The 21,766-nt window shown below is 56.5% G+C and carries 15 protein-coding genes; 10 read left to right on the top strand and 5 right to left on the bottom strand.

Translation table 11 applies throughout. The features are described 5' to 3' along the window. Nucleotides 1-6: 6 nt before the first annotated feature. Complete coding sequence (gene rcsB / locus CPA59_RS05810; RefSeq protein WP_013316908.1) at nt 7-657, top strand: response regulator transcription factor RcsB; 651 nt, start codon at nt 7-9, stop codon at nt 655-657. A 57-nt stretch (nt 658-714) separates the two neighbouring features. Here the strand turns inward: rcsB and rcsC are convergent, their stop codons facing one another. Both rcsC and gyrA read right to left on the bottom strand, forming a co-directional pair. Further along, entirely contained in the window at nt 715-3,579 is a 2,865-nt protein-coding gene (gene rcsC, locus CPA59_RS05805) for a two-component system sensor histidine kinase RcsC (protein WP_107758873.1), read from the bottom strand. 124 nt (nt 3,580-3,703) lie between these two features. Next, the gene (gene gyrA / locus CPA59_RS05800; RefSeq protein WP_107758872.1) at nt 3,704-6,337 is read right to left on the bottom strand and encodes a DNA topoisomerase (ATP-hydrolyzing) subunit A; all 2,634 of its coding nucleotides are present in this window, start codon (nt 6,335-6,337) and stop codon (nt 3,704-3,706) included. Nucleotides 6,338-6,620: 283 nt separating this feature from the next. Here gyrA and ubiG point away from each other — a divergent pair, with 283 nt between their 5' ends. From ubiG to CPA59_RS05770, 6 genes are all read left to right on the top strand, one after another. Further along, the gene (ubiG, locus tag CPA59_RS05795) at nt 6,621-7,379 is read left to right on the top strand and encodes a bifunctional 2-polyprenyl-6-hydroxyphenol methylase/3-demethylubiquinol 3-O-methyltransferase UbiG (RefSeq protein WP_071605175.1); all 759 of its coding nucleotides are present in this window, start codon (nt 6,621-6,623) and stop codon (nt 7,377-7,379) included. 558 nt (nt 7,380-7,937) lie between these two features. Further along, nucleotides 7,938-10,226: a class 1a ribonucleoside-diphosphate reductase subunit alpha gene (nrdA, locus tag CPA59_RS05790; protein ID WP_107758871.1), complete on the top strand. Its 2,289-nt coding sequence runs from the start codon at nt 7,938-7,940 to the stop codon at nt 10,224-10,226. A gap of 176 nt (nt 10,227-10,402) precedes the next feature. Then, nucleotides 10,403-11,533, top strand: coding sequence for a class Ia ribonucleoside-diphosphate reductase subunit beta (nrdB, locus tag CPA59_RS05785; RefSeq protein WP_038661112.1), 1,131 nt, complete (start codon nt 10,403-10,405; stop codon nt 11,531-11,533). Between the two features lie 5 nt (nt 11,534-11,538). Further along, nucleotides 11,539-11,799: a class I ribonucleotide reductase maintenance protein YfaE gene (gene yfaE, locus CPA59_RS05780; RefSeq protein WP_038661115.1), complete on the top strand. Its 261-nt coding sequence runs from the start codon at nt 11,539-11,541 to the stop codon at nt 11,797-11,799. A gap of 134 nt (nt 11,800-11,933) precedes the next feature. Beyond that, on the top strand, nt 11,934-12,848 hold the full coding sequence (locus CPA59_RS05775; protein ID WP_038918222.1) for an SPFH domain-containing protein: 915 nt from the start codon (nt 11,934-11,936) through the stop codon (nt 12,846-12,848). Nucleotides 12,849-12,853: 5 nt separating this feature from the next. Then, nucleotides 12,854-13,303, top strand: coding sequence for an NfeD family protein (locus CPA59_RS05770; RefSeq protein ID WP_174213761.1), 450 nt, complete (start codon nt 12,854-12,856; stop codon nt 13,301-13,303). Nucleotides 13,304-13,373: 70 nt separating this feature from the next. On the opposite strand, the gene cueR is transcribed toward CPA59_RS05770, so the two are convergent. Continuing rightward, the gene (cueR, locus tag CPA59_RS05765; RefSeq protein WP_038918220.1) at nt 13,374-13,796 is read right to left on the bottom strand and encodes a Cu(I)-responsive transcriptional regulator; all 423 of its coding nucleotides are present in this window, start codon (nt 13,794-13,796) and stop codon (nt 13,374-13,376) included. Nucleotides 13,797-13,919: 123 nt separating this feature from the next. On the opposite strand from cueR, the gene copA reads away from it, so the two are divergent. The 3 genes from copA (at nt 13,920) to ybaK (ending at nt 18,269) form a co-directional block, all read left to right on the top strand. Further along, on the top strand, nt 13,920-16,736 hold the full coding sequence (gene copA / locus CPA59_RS05760; RefSeq protein WP_107758869.1) for a copper-exporting P-type ATPase CopA: 2,817 nt from the start codon (nt 13,920-13,922) through the stop codon (nt 16,734-16,736). 223 nt (nt 16,737-16,959) lie between these two features. Beyond that, the gene (locus tag CPA59_RS05755) at nt 16,960-17,772 is read left to right on the top strand and encodes a TraB/GumN family protein (protein ID WP_049854174.1); all 813 of its coding nucleotides are present in this window, start codon (nt 16,960-16,962) and stop codon (nt 17,770-17,772) included. A gap of 17 nt (nt 17,773-17,789) precedes the next feature. Beyond that, nucleotides 17,790-18,269, top strand: a complete 480-nt coding sequence (ybaK, locus tag CPA59_RS05750) for a Cys-tRNA(Pro)/Cys-tRNA(Cys) deacylase YbaK (RefSeq protein ID WP_038918217.1) — start codon at nt 17,790-17,792, stop codon at nt 18,267-18,269. Nucleotides 18,270-18,373: 104 nt separating this feature from the next. Here the strand turns inward: ybaK and CPA59_RS05745 are convergent, their stop codons facing one another. Together CPA59_RS05745 and CPA59_RS05740 are read right to left on the bottom strand one after the other, a co-directional pair. Further along, complete coding sequence (locus CPA59_RS05745; RefSeq protein ID WP_107758868.1) at nt 18,374-19,747, bottom strand: glycoside hydrolase family 28 protein; 1,374 nt, start codon at nt 19,745-19,747, stop codon at nt 18,374-18,376. 295 nt (nt 19,748-20,042) lie between these two features. Further along, nucleotides 20,043-21,629, bottom strand: a complete 1,587-nt coding sequence (locus tag CPA59_RS05740) for a methyl-accepting chemotaxis protein (protein WP_038918215.1) — start codon at nt 21,627-21,629, stop codon at nt 20,043-20,045. Between the last annotated feature and the right edge of the window lie 137 nt (nt 21,630-21,766).

Below are 21,766 nucleotides of genomic sequence, written 5' to 3'. Positions count from 1 at the left end.
AAAACAATGAGCAATCTAAACGTAATTATTGCAGACGACCATCCTATTGTTTTGTTTGGCATTAAAAAGTCGCTGGAACAAATCGAATGGGTTAACGTCGTGGGTGAATTCGAAGACTCGACAGCCCTGATTAACAATCTTCCCAAACTTGACGCCAATGTTCTGATCACCGATCTATCCATGCCGGGGGATAAATACGGCGACGGCATTACCCTGATCAAATACATCAAGCGCCACTTCCCGCACCTGTCGATCATTGTACTGACCATGAACAATAATCCGGCCATTCTCAGCGCAGTGCTGGAGCTGGATATTGAAGGGATTGTCCTGAAACAGGGCGCGCCAACCGACCTGCCCAAAGCGCTGGCCGCGTTGCAGAAAGGCAAAAAATTCACGCCGGAAAGCGTCAGCAAGGTGCTGGAAAAAATCAGCGCCAGCGGTTACGGCGACAAGCGCTTGTCGCCCAAAGAAAGCGAGGTTTTACGCCTGTTTGCCGAAGGGTTCCTGGTTACTGAAATCGCCAGAAAACTCAATCGCAGCATCAAAACCATCAGCAGTCAGAAGAAATCGGCCATGACCAAACTGGGTGTGGACAACGATATCGCCCTGCTGAACTACCTCTCCTCGGTCGGCGTGTCGCCGTCTGACAAAGAGTGATTCACCTACCGGCGAGCGGGTGACCTGCTCGCCGGCCTTCCCCCAAGCCGGCCTGAGTTACGACTGAACCGGCTTGTTCTGCCTGACCAGATTACTGTAATACGACAGCGACTGCTGCAACGTATCCAGCGTCACCGGTTTAGACAGACAATTATCCATACCGGCTTGCAGACAGCGCTGCCGTTCTTCCGCCAATGCATTGGCGGTGACGCCGATTACCGGCAACGTCTGCCCCATTTCCCGCAGCCGCTGGGTAAAACGGTAACCGTCCATATTCGGCATGTTGACGTCGGTAAGGATAATATCCACCGGATTCTTCGCCAGTACATCCAGCGCATCCAGCCCGTCATTGGCCGTAATGACCTGATACCCCAGCGAACCGAGTTGATCGGCCAGCAAACGGCGGTTAATCGGATGGTCATCCACCACCAAAAGGCGAATATCGCTGTTTTCGGTACGATTGTAACTGACGGACGGCAGGGACAGCGCCGCCGCGGACAATTCATCCTCACCCCGATAAATACGTTGCAGCAACACCGGCAATTCGTGCAGCGCGGCCGTACTGTACAGCCAGTACCCCGCCCGAACCTCCTGTGCGGCGCCAGCCTGCATACCGCTAATCTCCACGCAGGCGTGCGCATTTGGCAGCGTATCCGGCACATGATCACAAATCATCACGTCATCTTTACCGACGAGCTGCCCTTCTTCGTACCGCTGCGCATCCAGACCGCAGGCATTCAGCAAGCCCAGCAGATAGCGCTCCATCAGCGCATTACGAATCTGTAACCAGCAGGTTTTCCCCTGTAAATCTGGCACCTGCAACGTCTGCGGGTAGTGAGCGCGGTAAAGCGGAATGCGAATGCCGAACTCACTGCCAAGCCCCGGTTCGGATTCAATGGTGATGTCCCCATCCATCAGGCTAACCAGCTTTTCACAAATCGCCAGCCCCAGCCCGGTGCCCTGAAAGTGGCGTTGAACCCCGGTCCCGGCCTGAAAGAAGGGGTCAAATAATTTCATCACCGCACGGGTATCGATACCGACGCCGGTATCCCGTACCTTGAACACCAGGTAACCGTCATCGCAACACGCCACCTGGAACACAATACAGCCGGTATCGGTAAACTTGATGGCGTTACTGAGCAAGTTGCTCAACACCTGCTGCAACCGCACTGCATCGCCCATCAACCGCAAGGGCACGTTAGGATCGATATAGCAATACAGCACCAGCCGTTTTTTCACCACCAGCGGCAGATAATTACTCACGATATGGTTTATCACCTCACGCGGCGCAAACTCGCTGGGCTCGATCTTCAGCTGTTCCGACTCGATCTTGGAGAAATCAAGAATATCGCTGATGATCTTCAGCAGCAGCGCCGAGGAGTTTTGCATCGCCGTCACCAGCCGGTTGGCATCCGATGGCAACGATTTCGTTTGCAGCAAATCCAGATTACCGATGATGCCATACAGCGGTGTGCGTAATTCATGGCTGACGGTCGCCAGGAACATCGACTTGGACTGGCTGGCCTGCTCGGCAGCGTTGGCCATCTCCTGCAACGACTCTTCCATGCGCACACGGGCGCTGACGTCGAGCAGCACGCAGATGGCCACGTTTTCGTTACGGTAGCGCGAGTGCACAAAACTGATTTGCAGATGGTGATTGCGCCCGGTCACCACATCCAGCGATTTGGATTGCTGCTCGCAGATGATGCGCACAATGCGCACCCGGTCTTCATACGTCAGCAGGCTGAGATAGTTATGCGCCAGTTCGTTGCTGATAATATTAGTGCCGTCGCTGATCCTCAGAATGCAGATGCCTACCGGCGCCGACGCCACGATCTTGCGGTTAAACTGTTCGTTTTCTTCCAACTGAAACGCGTTGCGCTCCGCCGGCCGAAAAATTTTACGCTCAAACAGTCGGGTCAATAAAAACAGACAGATAGCCGATGCCAGATTCAACAACGCAATATTGATGATCAGCGTATTGAGCGACATCAGAATCACTTCCAGCGGCAGCGAATACACCACGGTCATCGACGTAGGCGGCAGCGCCTTCTTCATCAACAAGGCGCCGTAGCCATCGCTGTAGCCAAAGTAGTTGTTCGAGTCCGGGTAATGGCTAAGGCTATTGCCGGACTGGCTGTCGGTAAACTGCAGCAGAACCCGGTCATTCTGATCCAGTAATCTGACGCTGAACGGCAGGTCGCCATTCAACATGAAGTCATCCAGCCGAATACTCTGTTCGATCCCCATCATGGTCACCAGATGGTTATCCACATACACCGGCGTCAGCGCGTACAGATACCCCGCATCCGGCGTCGGGCCGGGCGTCACCCAAAACAGGCTCTCCTCGCGACGATTCCCCGCCCGATTGGATTTCTGATTCTGCAACCGTTCCTGCACGCTCTTCATCAGGCTATCGCTATCCAGCGACTGATTGCGAATGCCAAAATCGACAATGCACTGCTGACTGCTGTCGACAAAAAAGATGCGGTTAAGGTCATAAACCGACGAGAAATCATCATGCCACTGTTCAAAAAAGCTAGTCAGCGACTGTAATTGAGCGGGGTTCTTCTCATACTGTTCGCCACAGTCAAAGGTGGACGACAGCGGATAAATAGAGAACGGCGTCTTTTTGGCGGCGGCGCCGCGTTCCCGTGGCGCGACAGGCGCACCGAATCGGTTAGCGGCAATGTACCGCAGCTCGCGCGCCACATCGGTGGTATGGCGAATATACCCCAGCGATTGTTCGAAATTGAGGGAGAAAATCTGTCGCAGATGCGATTCCCGTTGATTCAGTTCCTTATTCACGTAAAAAACCGAAATCAGTGCGCCCAGAATCCACAGCGTGGTCGCCAGCGCCCGGAACATATACCGGGAGACTTTAAGGGTGGTCTGAAAAGAAGCGATAACTTTCAAAGGCATACCGTAAAGGTTGTCAGCACGGGAAAATCAGGTCGGGATCAGTCGATACAGTACCGATCCTGCATAAAAAAAGCCAGCGCGTCGGGCGCTGGCTCTGGAAGGTCATCATCGGCGGATGAAGGGGTTATTCATCGTCTGCCGGCGTATCGTCATCGTTCTCCGGTTCATCGATGTCCTCTTCCGGCAGTTCGCCGTCAACCGGCACCACGCTGTCGAGTTCATCGTCTTCCACCGGCTCAGCCACACGCTGCAGGCCAACCACTCGCTCGTCCTCAGCGGTACGAATCAGCGTCACGCCCTGAGTATTACGACCAACGATGCTGACCTCGGATACACGAGTACGCACCAGCGTACCGGCATCGGTGATCATCATGATCTGATCGGCGGAATCGACCTGCACCGCGCCGACCACCTTACCGTTGCGCTCGCTCACCTTGATGGAGATAACACCTTTGGTAGCACGGGATTTCACCGGATACTCGATGACGGCGGTACGCTTGCCGAAGCCATTCTGCGTCACAGTCAGAATATCGCCTTCGCCGCGCGGCACAATCAGCGACACCACCAGATCGTCGTCCTGCAGGTTGATGCCGCGCACCCCGGTAGCGGTACGTCCCATAGTACGTACAGCCGATTCGGAGAAACGCACCACCTTGCCTTCGGCGGAGAACAGCATCACTTCATTGCTGCCGTCGGTCAGGTCGACGCCAATCAGCTCGTCGCCGTCGTTGAGATTAACAGCGATGATACCGGCGCTGCGCGGACGGCTAAACTCAGTCAGCGCGGTCTTCTTCACCGTACCGCTGGCCGTGGCCATGAACACGTTCATGCCCTCTTCGTACTCGCGCACCGGCAGAATGGCGGTAATGCGTTCATCCTGCTCCAACGGCAACAGGTTGATGATCGGACGACCGCGGGCGCCGCGGCTCGCTTCCGGCAACTGATACACTTTCAGCCAGTAGAGACGGCCACGGCTGGAGAAGCACAGGATGGTGTCGTGGGTATTCGCCACCAGCAGCCGATCAATAAAGTCCTCTTCCTTGATGCGGGCGGCGGATTTGCCTTTGCCGCCACGACGCTGAGCTTCATAGTCGCTCAGCGGCTGATACTTGACGTAACCCTGATGCGACAAGGTCACCACCACGTTCTCTTCGGAAATCAGATCTTCGATATTGATGTCGGCGCTGTTATGGGTGATCTCGGTACGACGCGCGTCGTTGTACTGCTCGCGGATCGCCTCCAGCTCTTCGCGGATCACTTCCATCAGACGTTCAGGACTGCGCAGGATGAACAGCAGTTCGGCGATCTGCTCCAGCAGTTCCTTGTATTCATCCAGCAGTTTTTCATGTTCCAGACCGGTCAGTTTCTGCAGACGCAGATCCAGAATCGCCTGCGCCTGCTGTTCGGTCAGGTGATATTTACCCTCGTGGATGCCGAACTCCGGCTCCAGCCATTCCGGACGCGCAGCGTCATCGCCGGCGCGCTCCAGCATGGCGGCCACGCTGCCCAGCGCCCACGCCTGCGCCACCAGCGCGTTTTTGGCTTCGGCCGGGGTAGAAGCATGGCGGATCAGCTCGATGATCGGGTCGATATTAGCCAGCGCAATCGCCAGACCTTCCAGGATATGGGCGCGTTCGCGCGCTTTGCGCAGTTCGAAAATGGTACGACGCGTCACCACTTCGCGGCGGTGACGGACAAATGCCGCCAGAATTTCCTTGAGGGTCATCAGCTTCGGCTGGCCCTGATGCAGCGCCACCATGTTGATGCCGAACGACACCTGCATCTGAGTCTGGGAGTACAGATGGTTGAGCACCACCTCACCTACCGCATCGCGCTTGATTTCAATCACGATGCGCATGCCGTCCTTGTCGGACTCGTCACGCAGCGCGCTGATGCCTTCAATGCGCTTCTCTTTTACCAGCTCGGCGATCTTTTCAATCAGTCGCGCCTTGTTCACCTGATAAGGGATTTCATGCACGATGATGGTTTCACGGCCGGATTTGGCGTCCGCCTCCACTTCGGCGCGGGCGCGGATATACACTTTGCCGCGGCCGGTGCGGTAGGCTTCTTCAATGCCGCGCTTGCCGTTGATGATGGCGGCGGTCGGGAAGTCCGGCCCCGGAATATGGGTCATCAGCCCTTCGACGCTGATGTTTTCATCATCGATATAGGCCAGACAGCCGTTAATCACTTCCGTCAGGTTATGGGGCGGAATGTTGGTCGCCATCCCCACCGCGATCCCGGAAGAACCGTTGACCAGCAGGTTGGGGATACGGGTGGGCATCACGTCCGGGATCTGCTCTGTGCCGTCGTAGTTAGGCACAAAATCCACCGTCTCTTTATCCAGATCGGAAAGCAGTTCGTGGGCGATTTTCGACATGCGCACTTCGGTATAACGCATCGCCGCGGCGGAGTCGCCGTCGATGGAACCGAAGTTGCCCTGGCCGTCCACCAGCATGTACCGCAGCGAGAACGGCTGAGCCATACGCACGATAGTGTCGTAAACCGCGCTATCACCATGCGGGTGATATTTACCGATAACGTCCCCGACCACACGGGCCGATTTTTTATAAGGCTTGTTCCAGTCGTTACCCAGCACACTCATCGCGTACAGCACGCGGCGGTGTACCGGCTTAAGACCATCGCGAACGTCCGGTAACGCACGCCCGACGATGACGGACATGGCGTAATCCAGATATGAACTTTTCAGCTCTTCCTCGATGTTGACCGGTGTAATTTCTCTGGCTAGGTCGCTCATGGAGCCGCTATCCCTCTATTCACATCTACCCGATTTTAAAAGGTGGAAAATCATATCATAAACCGGGGTTTCAGGGGAAACTTCGCGCCGGTTTCCTGACGTTTCTTTCATGAGGCGTCTCGCATTTTGTTACTGCAATGTTACCGCCATCACAAGGTACGGAAACCACGACGCTATCGTTAGCGACTACAACAACCGCCTTCCGCTCGTTATACTCGCCCCAGTCAATATTGATGAAAGGTGATCACTCTGCATGAACACAGACGCCATGAACACAGACACCATGAATACAGACGCCACAAATGCAGGCGCCGCTAATCCTGATGCGCTGAAAACATCCGCACCGACCCAGAACGTCGACCACGATGAAATCGCCAAATTTGAAGCCGTCGCCTCGCGCTGGTGGGATCTGGAAGGCGAATTCAAACCGTTGCACCGCATCAACCCGCTGCGTCTGAATTACATTCTTGAACGCGCCGGCGGCATTTTCGGCAAGCAGGTGCTGGATGTCGGCTGCGGCGGCGGCATTCTGGCCGAAAGCATGGCGCGGGAAGGCGCGCGCGTCACCGGGCTGGATATGGGCGGCGAACCATTACAGGTAGCCCGGCTGCACGCGCTGGAAAGCGGTGTTCAGGTCAGTTACGTGCAGGAGACGGTGGAAGCCCACGCAGACGCCCATGCCGGCGCTTACGACGTGGTGACCTGCATGGAGATGCTGGAACATGTGCCGGACCCGCGCTCAGTGGTGCTGGCCTGCGCCCGGCTGGTCAAACCCGGCGGCCATGTCTTTTTCTCCACCATTAACCGCAACGCCAAAGCCTGGCTGATGCTGATTGTCGGCGCCGAGTACCTGACCAACATGGTGCCGCGCGGCACGCACGACATCAAAAAGTTCATCCGCCCGGCGGAACTGCTGGACTGGGTGGATCAGACGCCGCTGCGTGAACGCCATATGCTCGGCCTGCACTATAACCCGCTGCTGGACAGCTTCCGACTCGGCGCGAATGTCGACGTCAACTATATGATCCACACCACACGATGACCCACACCACAAGATGATCCATACCACACGCCTTGGCTGAATCTGTCAGGCGCAGGTCGGAACATTCCGGTTTCCCAATACCCCGGCCGGTGGATAAAACCACCGGCTTTTTTATCGCCAGAGAATAAGTTTTCAGGCATAAACCACGCCGTATCCGCTCCCTGACGACATATCAATCTCAGATAATTCTTAATTACTTGTCTGAAACACGGTTTTGATCAGGCAGATAGTTTTGCCACCGGATAAGAAACCGGCGGTTGATCAATTTTTTTATTTTTTCTCCCCTCGCGGTTGACAAAAAAGGAAGCCGCGCAGTGGCTGGGATTTAGCGCGCTTGTAACATTTATTCCCTATGTTATCCACAAGAGGAAGCCGTTTTGCTCACTTGCAATGCGGAAATTTTCACATTATCTTGTTATCAAAAACCGCCCCACCCCCTATATATAGTGTTTACTTCTGACAGAAAACACTATTTTTTTATTTGCGTTTTTTGTAAATAAAAAGGCGGGTGAGCCAAGCAAAACAAAATACGTGTCAAAAAAACAGGTGCTACGCCACATGAACCAGAGTCTACTTGTTACCAAACGCGATGGCAGTAAAGAACGCATCAACCTGGACAAAATCCACCGGGTAATCACCTGGGCAGCAGAAGGGTTACACAATGTCTCGGTTTCTCAGGTAGAACTACGTTCCCACATCCAGTTCTACGACGGCATCAAGACCGCCGATATCCACGAAACCATCATCAAGGCCGCCGCCGACCTGATCTCCCGCGAAAGCCCGGACTACCAGTATCTGGCCGCGCGTCTGGCCATCTTCCATCTGCGCAAAAAAGCCTACGGCCAGTTTGAACCGCCGAAGTTGTATGACCACGTAGTGAAAATGGTCGAAATGGGAAAATACGATCGCCATTTGCTGGAAGACTACACGGAAGACGAATTTGCTCAGATGGACGCTTTCATCGATCACTGGCGTGACATGAATTTCTCCTACGCGGCGGTAAAACAGCTGGAAGGGAAATATCTGGTACAAAACCGCGTGACCGGTGACATCTACGAAAGCGCCCAGTTCCTGTATATTCTGGTCGCCGCCTGCCTGTTCTCCGGCTACCCGCGCGAAACCCGTCTGGACTATGTAAAACGCTTCTATGACGCGGTATCGACGTTCAAAATTTCGCTGCCGACGCCGATCATGTCCGGCGTGCGCACCCCGACCCGCCAGTTCAGCTCCTGCGTGCTGATCGAGTGCGGCGACAGCCTGGATTCCATCAACGCCACCTCCAGCGCGATCGTGAAATACGTCTCCCAGCGTGCCGGCATCGGCATCAACGCCGGCCGTATTCGAGCGCTGGGCAGCCCGATCCGCGGCGGTGAAGCGTTCCACACCGGCTGTATTCCGTTCTACAAACATTTCCAGACCGCGGTGAAATCCTGCTCGCAGGGCGGGGTGCGCGGCGGTGCGGCCACACTGTTCTACCCGCTGTGGCATCTGGAAGTGGAAAGCCTGCTGGTGCTGAAAAACAACCGCGGCGTAGAAGGCAACCGCGTGCGCCACCTCGACTACGGCGTGCAGCTCAACAAGCTGATGTACCAGCGTCTGGTCAAAGGCGAAGACATCACGCTGTTCAGCCCGTCCGACGTGCCGGGGTTGTACGACGCCTTCTTCAACAATCAGGATGAATTCGAGCGCCTGTACGTGAAATACGAGCGGGACGGCAGCATTCGCAAGAAGCAGCTCAAGGCGGCGGAACTGTTCTCGCTGATGATGCAGGAACGCGCCTCCACCGGCCGTATCTATATTCAGAACGTCGACCACTGCAACACGCACAGCCCGTTTGATCCGCTGGTCGCGCCAGTGCGCCAGTCCAACCTGTGTCTGGAAATCGCGCTGCCGACCAAACCGTTGGAAGACGTCAACGATGAAAGCGGCGAAATCGCGCTCTGTACATTATCGGCTTTCAACCTGGGCGCCATCAGTTCGCTGCACGAGCTGGAAGAACTGGCGACATTGGCGGTACGCGCGCTGGATGCCCTGCTCGACTATCAGGACTACCCGATTCCGGCCGCCAAACGCGGCGCGATGGGCCGCCGTACGCTGGGCATCGGCGTGATCAACTTCGCCTACTATCTGGCGAAACACGGCGTACGCTACTCCGACGGCAGCGCCAACAACCTGACGCACCGCACCTTCGAAGCGATTCAGTACTACCTGCTGAAAGCCTCGAACCAGCTGGCGCGCGAACAAGGCGCCTGCCCGTGGTTTAACGAAACCACGTATTCGCAGGGCATTTTGCCGATCGACAGCTACAAGCGCGATCTGGACAGTATTTGCAGCGAACCACTGCATCATGACTGGGAAACGCTGCGCAAAGACATCCAGACCTATGGCCTGCGCAACTCCACGCTGTCGGCGCTGATGCCGTCTGAAACCTCGTCGCAGATTTCCAATGCCACCAACGGCATTGAGCCGCCGCGCGGCCATATCAGCGTCAAAGCGTCGAAAGACGGTATCCTGCGTCAGGTCGTGCCGGAGTACGAAACGCTGAAAGACGCCTACGAGCTGCTGTGGGACATGCCGTCCAACGACGGTTATCTGCAGCTGGTGGGTCTGATGCAGAAATTCGTCGATCAGGCGATTTCCTCCAACACCAACTACGATCCGGCGCGTTTCCCGTCAGGAAAAGTGCCGATGACCCAGTTGCTGAAAGATCTGCTCACGGCGTATAAGTTCGGGTTGAAAACCCTCTATTACCAAAACACCCGCGACGGCGCCGAAGACGCTCAGGATGACCTGCTCGACACCGCGCCGCAGGATGACGGCTGCGAAAGCGGCGCGTGCAAGATCTAAGTACGACGCCGGGGAAATCCGCGACAGCGGGTTTCCCCGGCATGACGATATTCCTAATCCTGTAGCCGCTGCCCTGCCGATAGCGCCTGGCGCAGCGACGACGCAACCCGCTCGGGTTGCCAAAAGTTTAACAGCGCCGCCTTACGGGTCGCGCTGTTGGCTTGTTTGGAGAAATCATGGCCTATACCACTTTTTCACAGAATAAAAACGATCAACTGCTGGAACCGATGTTTTTCGGCCAGCCGGTTAACGTGGCGCGTTACGATCAGCAAAAATATGAAATTTTCGAAAAGCTGATCGAAAAACAGCTTTCGTTCTTCTGGCGCCCGGAAGAGGTGGACGTCTCCCGCGATCGTATCGACTATCAGGCGCTGCCGGAGCACGAAAAACACATTTTTATCAGCAATCTGAAATACCAGACGCTGCTGGACTCCATTCAGGGACGCAGCCCGAACGTGGCGTTGCTGCCGCTCATCTCCATCCCGGAGCTGGAAACCTGGGTGGAAACCTGGGCGTTCTCGGAAACTATCCACTCCCGTTCCTATACCCACATTATCCGCAACATCGTCAACGATCCGTCGATTGTGTTTGACGACATCGTTACCAATGAGGAAATCCTCAAACGGGCGAAGGACATTTCCGGGTTCTACGATGAGCTGATTGAACTGACCAGCTACTACCATTTGCTGGGAGAAGGCACCCATCAGGTCAACGGCAAAACCGTGGACGTCAACGTGTATGAGTTGAAGAAAAAACTCTACCTGTGCCTGATGAGCGTCAACGCGCTGGAAGCCATCCGTTTCTACGTCAGCTTCGCCTGCTCCTTCGCCTTCGCCGAACGCGAGCTGATGGAAGGCAACGCCAAGATCATCAAGCTGATCGCCCGTGACGAAGCGCTGCACCTCACCGGCACCCAGCACATGCTTAACCTGATGCGCGCCGGCCAGGACGACCCGGAAATGGCGCAAATCGCCGAAGAGTGTCAGCAGGCATGTTACGACCTGTTCGTACTGGCCGCTCAGCAAGAAAAAGAGTGGGCGGAATATCTGTTCCGCGACGGCTCAATGATTGGCCTGAACAAGGACATCCTGTGCCAGTATGTGGAGTACATCACCAATATCCGTATGCAGGCGGTTGGCCTGCCGCTGCCGTTTGAAACCCGCACCAACCCGATTCCCTGGATTAACGCCTGGCTGGTATCGGACAACGTGCAGGTGGCGCCGCAGGAAGTGGAAGTCAGCTCCTATCTGGTCGGCCAGATTGACTCGGAAATCAACACCGACGACCTCAGCGACTTCCAGCTGTAACCACGATGACCGCCTCCACCGTGACGCTGCGCCTCTCCGGGGCGCAGTTGCTCTGCTCCGATGAACACACCTCCTTACTGGAAGTGCTCGAATCCCAGCGGGTGCCGGTCGAATATCAGTGTCGTTCCGGCTATTGCGGCGCCTGCCGGTTGCGGCTGACCAAAGGCAAGGTCGCCTACCGGGAAACGCCGCTGGCCTGCCTGCAACGGGGCGAAATCCTGCCCTGCTGCTGTATGCCGCTGGACGATATCGAACTGGATATGTAACCGTACGTCATACCATTGCAGCCCGCTTTTCGTGCGGGTTCGCATAATCCCTTGTTCGCCCGCAACTTTGCTACGCCGGTTACGTCATCCTGCGTTACACTCTCCACAGGAAAAAACCACGGAGAGCAACGCACATGCTGACATTTATCCCGGTTCTGATTGTCGTCGCGCTGGTCCTTGTCTGGTCCGGCATCAAAATCGTGCCTCAGGGTTACCAGTGGACGGTGGAACGTTTTGGCCGCTATACCCGCACCCTGATGCCCGGCCTGAATCTAGTGGTGCCGTTCATGGACCGCATTGGCCGCAAGATCAACATGATGGAACAAGTGCTGGAAATTCCCTCGCAGGAAATCATCTCCAAGGACAACGCCAACGTCACCATTGATGCGGTTTGCTTTATCCAGGTGGTGGACGCTCCACGCGCCGCCTATGAGGTTAGCAATCTCGAACTGGCCATCATCAACCTGACCATGACCAACATTCGTACCGTACTCGGTTCGATGGAACTGGACGAAATGCTGTCCCAACGCGACAGCATCAACACCCGGCTGCTGCATATCGTGGATGAAGCCACCAACCCGTGGGGCATCAAGGTCACCCGTATTGAAATCCGCGACGTGCGCCCCCCCGCCGAACTGATCGCCTCAATGAACGCCCAGATGAAAGCGGAACGTACCAAGCGCGCGGATATTCTGGAAGCGGAAGGAGTCAGGCAGGCGGCCATTCTGAAAGCCGAAGGGGAAAAACAGGCGCAGATTCTCAAGGCCGAAGGGGAACGGCAATCCGCCTTCCTTGAAGCCGAAGCCCGCGAACGCGCCGCCGAGGCCGAGGCCCGCGCCACCCAGATGGTGTCCGAAGCGATTGCCGCCGGCAACATTCAGGCTATCAACTACTTTGTGGCGCAGAAATACACCGACGCGCTGCAAACCATTGGCAGCGCCAACAACAGCAAAGTCATCATGATGCCGCTGGACGCCAGCAACCTGATGGGCACCATCGGCGGCATCAGCGAACTGATTAAAGAAAGCCAGGCGGACCGGAGAAAATAATCATGATGGCGCTGCTGGTGCTGGAAAATGCCCACTGGTTCTGGCTGTCGCTCGGTGGGCTGCTGCTGGCGGCTGAAATGCTGGGCGCTGGCGGTTATCTGCTGTGGAGCGGCATCGCCGCGCTGCTTACCGGGATTTTCGCCTGGTTGCTGCCGCTGGACTGGACATGGCAATGCATCGCCTTCGCCGTGCTGACGGTGGCGGCGGCGCTGCTGTGGTGGCAATGGCTACGTCGGCGCATCGAAAAGCAACCGCCTCCGGTGCTTAACCAACGCGGCCAACAACTGATTGGCCTGCATACTACGCTGACCGAACCGCTGGTTAACGGCTTCAGTCGGGTAAACATCGGCGACAGCAGTTGGCGGGTACAGGCGGAACAGGATTTGCCCGTCGGTACCGTAGTGGAGATTATCGCCGTGGAAGGCATTACGCTGCGAGTGCGGCCGCGTACCTGATACGTCGCAAAGCGCATTCCGTCGAGACGGCGACGTTGCCGCTATCCGATGACATAACCGCTAATAACGGCTAATGCTTGCCATGCTCTCCTGACGATGCATGGCAGCAGCCCGCCAGTTGAGTAATGATCGGGCATTCGGCGCTGCTGTCGCCGGGGCAGGACTCCGCCAGCGTCAGCAAACGCAGACGCATCGCCTTGAGTTCTTCGATCTGCTGTTCGATATCGTCCACTTTCTGCAATGTGCGCGCCTTAACGTCGGCGCTGTGCCGCAGCGGATCATTGAACAACGTCACCAGTTCGCGGCACTCCTCCAGCGTGAACCCCACCTGACGCGCCTGACGCAACAAGGTCAGCTCCTCAATATGGTGGAGATCATAACTGCGGTAACCATTTTCACATCGCAGTGGCGCCGTCATCAGCCCCTTTTCTTCATAGAAACGGATGGTCTTGCTGGTCAGCCCGGTTTTTTTCGCCACATCGCTGATATTCATGATTCCCCCTTGACCCTTCCCTTACTGGAAGGTTTACGCTTCAGGTAGTGCTTAGAACTAATCAAAATCACGCTTGCGGTCAATGCCTTTGACGTTCGGCTGTGATCACTGAGGAATATTATTATGTCGCAAACCATACTGCTTTCATTGCAGGGATTATCCTGCGAACACTGTGTCGGAAGAGTAAAAAAAGCCCTGGAATCCCGCCCGGACGTGGAACAGGCCGATGTATCGCTAAAATACGCCAACGTCACTGGTGAAGCCGATAGCCAGTCGCTGGTAGCAACAATCGAAGCCGCGGGCTACGAAGCCAGCCCGGCGACCACGCCAACTGTCACCTTGCAGCTCTCCGGTCTCAACTGCCAGCATTGCGTCGCGTCAACCCGCAAAGCGCTGGAAGCGGTGCCGGGCGTAGCGGCGACGGACGTTACCCTGCAACAGGCGGCGGTTTATGGCGATGCCGAACCGCAGGCGCTGGTACAGGCGATAGAACAAGCCGGTTTTCATGCAACGCTGGCGCAGGAGAAACCCCTCCCAAAATCTGAGCCGCTGACACCCCACGCCTCCTCGCCGGACAGGCTGTCAGCGGCTTTCGACTCGGTTCCGGCAAACACCGTTCGTGATGACAACGTCGCCCATGATGACAACCGTGTTCATAACGGCGACGGTATTCATGACAACAACAGTATTCATGATAACGACAGCGTCCAGTTGTTGTTGAGCGGCATGAGCTGCGCCAGTTGCGTCAGCCGGGTACAGCAGGCGCTGCAAAGCGTCCCCGGCGTCACGCAGGCGCGCGTCAATCTGGCCGAGCGCAGCGCGCTGGTCAGCGGCAACACGCCGCATCAGGCGCTGATCGATGCCGTACAGAATGCGGGCTACGGCGCGGAAATCATTCTTGATGAAGCCGAGCGGCGCGCCCGGCAGGAGCAAACGTCTCGTCAGGCCATCCGGCGTTTTCGCTGGCAGGCCGCACTGGGGCTGGCGCTCGGTATCCCGCTGATGGTCTGGGGCATGATCGGCGATAACATGATGCTTACCGACGACAACCGCTCCGGGTGGCTGCTGGTCGGCGGGCTGACGCTGGCGGTCATGATCGCCGCCGGCGGGCATTTCTATCGCAATGCCTGGCGTAGCCTGACGAACGGCAGCGCGACTATGGATACGCTGGTGGCGCTCGGCACCGGCGCAGCCTGGCTTTACTCCATTACCGTCAACCTGTGGCCGACGTGGTTCCCGATGGAAGCGCGTCATCTTTATTACGAAGCCAGCGCCATGATTATCGGCCTGATCAATCTCGGCCACGCGCTGGAACAACGCGCCCGTCAGCGCTCTTCTCAGGCGCTGGAGCGTTTGCTGGATTTGACGCCGCCGACCGCGCGGCTGGTAACACCGCAAGGCGACCGCGTCATCCCACTAGCAGAGGTACAAACCGGTATGACGCTGCGCCTGACCACCGGCGACCGTATTCCGGTGGACGGCCTGCTGGAACACGGGGAACTGTGGATTGACGAAGCCATGCTCACCGGCGAGCCGATCCCGCAACAGAAAGCGGCCGGCGACAAGGTGCACGCCGGAACTCAGGTGCAGGACGGCAGCGCCACGTTGCGTGCAGGCGCGATCGGCAACCAGACCACGCTGGCGCGCATCATTCATCTGGTGCGTCAGGCGCAGAGCAGCAAACCGGCGATAGGCCAGTTGGCCGACCGGATTTCCGCCGTCTTTGTACCGGTCGTGGTGGCGATAGCGCTGCTGAGCGGCGCCATCTGGTACGTTGTCGGCCCGGCGCCCCATATCGTGTACACGCTGGTGATTGTCACCACGGTGCTGATCATCGCTTGCCCTTGTGCGCTGGGGCTGGCGACGCCGATGTCGATTATCTCCGGCGTCGGACGAGCCGCGGAACTGGGCGTACTGGTGCGGGACGCCGATGCACTTCAGCAGGCCAGCCAGCTTGACGTGCTGGTGTTCGACAAAACCGGCACGCTGACGGAAGGCAAACCGCGCGTGGTGGCGATCCATACCTTTGGCGATATCAGCGAATCGCAGGCGCTGCGCTGGGCTGCGTCGCTGGAACAAGGAGCCAGTCACCCACTGGCGCAGGCGATTGTTCTGCGGGCTGATGGCGTAGAACGGGGCGACGTCACGCAATTCCGCACCCTGCCCGGCCTGGGCGTCAGCGGTCAGGTCGACGGCGTGCCGCTGTTGCTCGGCAATCCGGCCTTGCTGGCGCAGAGCCAGATTCCGCTGGCTGACGGCGAGAACTCGCCGCGCGACTGGCTGGAGAAACAGTCGGCGCTCGGCATGACGCCGGTACTGTTGGTGGCGAACGGTCAGGTGGCGGCGCTGTTTTCAGTGCAGGACACTCTGCGTCAGGACAGCGTCAGCGCATTACAACGGCTGCATCGCCAGGGCTACCAGTTGGTAATGCTGACCGGCGATAATCCGGCGACGGCTCAGGCCATCGCCCTCGAAGCCGGCATCGACCAGGTCATCGCCGGGGTACTACCGGACGGCAAAGCGGACGCCATTCGCCATCTGCAATCGCTGGGAAAACGGGTTGCCATGATTGGCGATGGCATCAACGACGCGCCGGCGCTGGCGCAGGCCGACGTGGGGATCGCCATGGGCGGCGGCAGCGATATCGCGGTGGAAACCGCCGCCATGACGCTGATGCGCCACAGTTTGCACGGCGTCGCCGATGCGCTGGCGCTTTCCCGGGCCACGTTGGGCAACATGAAGCAGAACCTGTTGGGGGCCTTTGTCTACAACACGCTCGGCATTCCGATTGCCGCCGGCGTGCTCTACCCGTTGACCGGAACCCTGCTGAGCCCGGTGGTGGCGGGAGCGGCCATGGCGCTCTCATCCATTACCGTGGTGAGCAACGCCAACCGGCTGCTGCGTTTCACCCCCGCCGACGCACCAGCCAGACGCGACTGAGTCAAGCTGTCGACCACGGCGCGCTGTTCTCTCCCGAACATCGCGCCGCTTGCCACCATATGCGTCCCGTAGCGCGCAGCGAACGCATGCCGAATTAGCGATACAACTTGCCGGCTGAACCGTTTAGCATAGAGACCTGACGACGCGAAAGCGCACGTCCTGCAACAGCGCGACGCCTGATTGCAGGATAACGTCCTGAGTCGCCACTACCGGAGACGTCGATATGAAACGGCTGATACGCCAGATTGCAACGTTCCTCGGCCTTCTCTCGCCCGCGGGTTACCGTTACCCGGCGTTGGACGTCGAGATCGTCAACCAACGCCAGTTCCATTTGGTGGGCAGTATTCACATGGGCACAGTGGATATGTTTCCTCTGCCGTCTGAATTGCTGGCACGGCTGGAGCAGGCGACGGCGCTGATCGTAGAGGCCGACATTTCCGGCGGCGATTCGCCGTTTGATCCGGTGGGCACCGAACCGCCGCTGGCGGAGCGTCTGGATAGCGCCACGCTGCAGCGCTTGCAACGGTTATGCCGTGAATTGTCGTTCAACTACGACAGCCTCGACCGGGTACCGGCCTGGCAGGCGGCGCTGATGTTACAGGCGCGTCAGGCCATGATGCTGGGCCTGCGTCCGGATTACGGTATTGATTACCAGTTGATTAACGCCGCCCGGGACAAAGGGGTGAAGATCATCGAGCTGGAAGGCCAGCAGGCGCAGATCGACATGCTGCTGCAACTGCCGCAGGGCGGCCTGCCGTTGCTGGAAGACACCCTGACCCACTGGCATACCAATGCGCGTCTGTTACAAACGATGGTCAGTTGGTGGCTCAGCCATAAACCGACCTGGGCGGATAACGTGCCGCCCACCTTCAGCAACGAAATCACGGAAATGCTGATGAATCACCGGAATCAGCGCTGGCAACAGCAACTGGCCGCTCTGCCGCAGGGGAATTATGTGGTGTCTGTCGGCGCACTGCATTTATACGGTGAAAACAACCTGCCCGACTTGTTACAAGCCTATACGGCTACCTTTTGAAGCAAGGACAGTACATTATGACGCCCGCAGTAAAACTGCTTGAGAAGCAAAAAGTCGCTTTTACGCTTCACAGCTACCATCACGACGCTGATGAAACCAACTTCGGCGAAGAAGCCGCCCGCAAACTGGGGCTGGATAAACAACAGGTTTACAAAACCCTGCTGGTGTCGCTCAACGGCGATGCCAAACAGCTGGCGGTAGCGGTCACCCCGGTCGCCAGTCAGTTGGATCTGAAAAAAGTGGCCAAGGCGCTGGCCGCTAAAAAAGCCGATATGGCGGATCCGCAAATCGCCCAGCGAGTAACGGGCTATCTGGTGGGCGGCATCAGCCCGCTGGGGCAGAAGAAACTGCTGCCCACCGTGATCGACGACGGGGCGCAGCAATTCGATACTATTTTTATCTCCGGCGGCAAGCGGGGATTGGACCTCGAACTGGCGGCCGCCGACCTGGCCCGGTTGCTAAAAGCGCAGTTTGCCGATATCGCCAAGCGTGATTGACCGTAAAAATGAAGACGGCGGCAGAGGGTTCCACGGCCAGTGTTGCCCTCTGCCGCCGCTTCATAACCGTCCTTCCCTGGGGAGTACGATCGCTTCCCGGCGCGTTACCGGATGACGTTCGCCCCTTTATCCAGCAGCAGCGCATCCCCTTGTTTTACGTTCAGGGTCAGCCCTTTGGTGGCCAGTTCCGCGTTGCGCACCCGCAGCCCTTTTTCAGCGTCAATCCGCACCTGTTCAAAATGGAAACCGCTCAACGGCGCTTCCGGTACACCGATAATGTACCCGGCGGCCTTGCTACGGCCGGTTGATTCCAGATCGACGATAGTGACCTGGCTGAAATGCGGCGTTTTCACCTTGTCGAACGGCTGGGCCGGCTCGGTATCCGGCGGATAAATCTGTTCGCCCAGCGTAAACCCGCCCGCCTGCAGCAATTTATCCACCTCGGCCTGTACGATAGGCGCCGCCTGATAGTAACCGGAGAACACCAGCGGTACTTCGACATCCACCATCCGGGTATGACGATAGGTGACGTTCTTCACTTCACCGCCTTTGCCGCGCAGCGACTTGATGCGAATGCCGTACATCGAACCTTCAAAGCGGTTATTTTCCACCAGCACATTGTTGACGCCACCGGAGGTTTCGCTACCGATAGAAATGCCGCGTCCCTGCTTTAACACGTTGTTGGCAATATAAATATTGTCTACCACGCCATTCGGGAAACGGCTGTCCGGTTTTTCCGCCTTGATGGCGATATGGTCATCGTTACAGTCGATGACGTTGTTGGTGATGCGGATATTCTGGCTATCGATCGGGTCGATGGCGTCCGTGTTGGGCGCATGCCAGGGCGCAATAATGTTGGTGCCGTTCACCGTGACATCATGGGCATAGCGCATCACCACATGGAAGCTGGGAGAGTTGGTCAGGGTCACGCCGTCAATCAGTACCTGACTGGAACGGGTCACGTAAATCAGTCGTGGACGGTCGGTGCCGCCTTTCTTGCCGGTGGCGCGAATCGCCGCGCGCCAGCGTTCCCACCACACCGCACCTTGTCCATCAATGGTGCCTTCGCCGGTAATGGCGACGTTCTGCGCATCGGCAATACTGATAAACGGCAGCCAGCCATTTTCCGCTTCGGCGTAGCGGGTGCTATCGGTGGCGCGATAGGCATTTTCTCCGGTCGATGCCACTAGCGTGGCGTTCTTTTCCAGATGCAGGCGGACATTGCTTTTCAGGAACAGCGGCTCCACCAGATAGTTGCCCGCCGGCACCAGCACGGTGCCGCCGCCGGCGGCGGCGCATTCATCAATCGCCTTCTGAAAAGATTCCGTATTCAGCGCAATCTGCAAGCGATGCCCCTCGGCACCATAGCGGGTCACGTTACAGACCCGGTCCGGAAACGCTACCTTTTCAGCCGCCTGAGCCGCCACGCTTGCCAGTGCGCAGGACGCCAGCAGCGAAAACGCCACACCTTTATGCATAATCACCCCATAAGTAAAACAACGTTTCATTTATAGGAAATGTATCATCGCTAGCTTCCCAAAACGGTTGTGGCGATCACGATTTGGTTTGCGAAACAAGGTTTTGGGGATCTGCCCAGTTTTATTGGCAAATAATCGGGGAATTGAACAACAGAGTAAAAGCGGTGCTGAATCAGATTGAGAACGTCACGTATGGGGCTCTTTGTATTATTGAGCGCGGCATCAGGAAATGGCGGCCTCTGGGCTATCCAGAACACCGCACCCCATCCGCCGCCTGTTTTATTAAATTTACCCGCTACCCCGTATGCCCAATCCTCAAGGTGTCGCGGCTATGGTCAGAGCCGTCAGTATTAAAATAAGCGACAGACTCTTTCAACCGCTGCGTCTGTAGTTCCAGTTCATTTGCCGCGGCTACCGCCTGTTTAACCAGGGCTGTATTCTGCTGGGTGATCGAATCAATCTGAACAATCGACTCATTGATATAGCTAATGCCTTTTCCTTGCTCGCTCGTCGCCGTAGAGATTTCCACCATGATATCAGCGACATGCTGCACGGCACTGACCACCTCTTTGATGCTGCCGTCAGCCACTTTGATTTTCGCCGAGCCGCTACTGACGCGGGAAACCGATTCTTCTATCAGGCTTTTTATCTCTCTGGCCGCCTCTGCACTACGCAGGGCAAGGCTGCGCACCTCGCCAGCCACGACGGCGAAACCGCGCCCCTGTTCACCGGCACGCGCGGCTTCCACCGCCGCGTTCAGGGCAAGAATATTGGTTTGAAAGGCAATATTATTCACCACCTCGGTGATGTTGGCGATTTTGTCGGAGCTTTCAGAAATACCATTCATCGTGTCGTTAACTTCCTGCATCACCGCACCTCCCCGGGAGGCTATCTCAAGTGCGGAATGCGCCAGCTGACGGGCCTGCTCGGTATTGTCAGCATTCTGTTTAACAGTGGAGGTAATTTCCTCCATGCTCGCCGACGTTTTCTCCAGAGAAGTAGCCTGCCGCTCCGTGTGTGACGACAACTCCACGTTACCGGCAATAATTTCACCGGTACTGGCATTGATAGCCTCTGCTCCGGAACGGATATCTTCGATAACGTTGATTAGCTGTTCCCGCATCAAGCCCATCTCATGCAGCAGGCTGATTTTGTCGCCAGGTAATGTAGTGACCGGATAAGATAAATTACCTGCTGCAATGCGTGCGGCCACTTCTGCGGCGTAAGTGGGTTCGCCGCCAAGAATGCGCAAGATGCTACGGTTTATATAGTAAGCAAAAAATAAAAGCACAGCGCTGATTAATACAAAGACAATCACATTCTGATATAAAGAATAAATAAACGCCTCATCAATATCATCGACATAAAGACCGGTGGTAATTATCCAGTCCCAGGGGGCGTAGGGTGAATTATAGGCCACTTTAGGTTGTGCAACGGTGGAGCCGGGGCGCGGAAAAGCGTAAGCAGTATAAGCAGACTGGTTGTCTCTTGTTACCGTAACCATCTCTCTGAAAAGGTAGACGCCATTCGCGTCTTTAAAATCCTCGCCCTGCCCAATGAGTTTTTCATTTATTGGGTGCATTAAGACCCGGGCCTGGGAATTGAGTATTGTGAAATATCCTGAATCACCATAGCGCAGGTCTTTTATGGCTTTCATTGCGCGCTGCTGTGCTTCACTCTGAGTAATCAATCCATTGCTGGCTTGTTCGGCATTGGTTTTTACTACCCCCAACGCCAGTTGCGTAACATGCATTAGCTCACTTTTTCTTAGCGATAACTGATCCTGTTTGATTTTTACCGAACCATAAAGTAGCGTTCCTGCCAGACACAGCAAACTAATAATAAGCGGAAACCAAAGCCTCCTGGCGAGGGATATCTTCATCGGTTGATCACCTTTCATGAGATTATGTTATCAATTTTTTATGCCATACCCACCGCTTATGACACTATTTCGAATAAAATCAGCAATGCATTACTTTTTAAATAGCAGAAAATACAAATCTTTCTTATATGCTTTTT

This window comes from Dickeya sp. Secpp 1600, assembly GCF_003049805.1.
Lineage (GTDB): Bacteria > Pseudomonadota > Gammaproteobacteria > Enterobacterales > Enterobacteriaceae > Dickeya > Dickeya fangzhongdai.
This window is presented reverse-complemented; position numbering and strand designations above follow the sequence as displayed.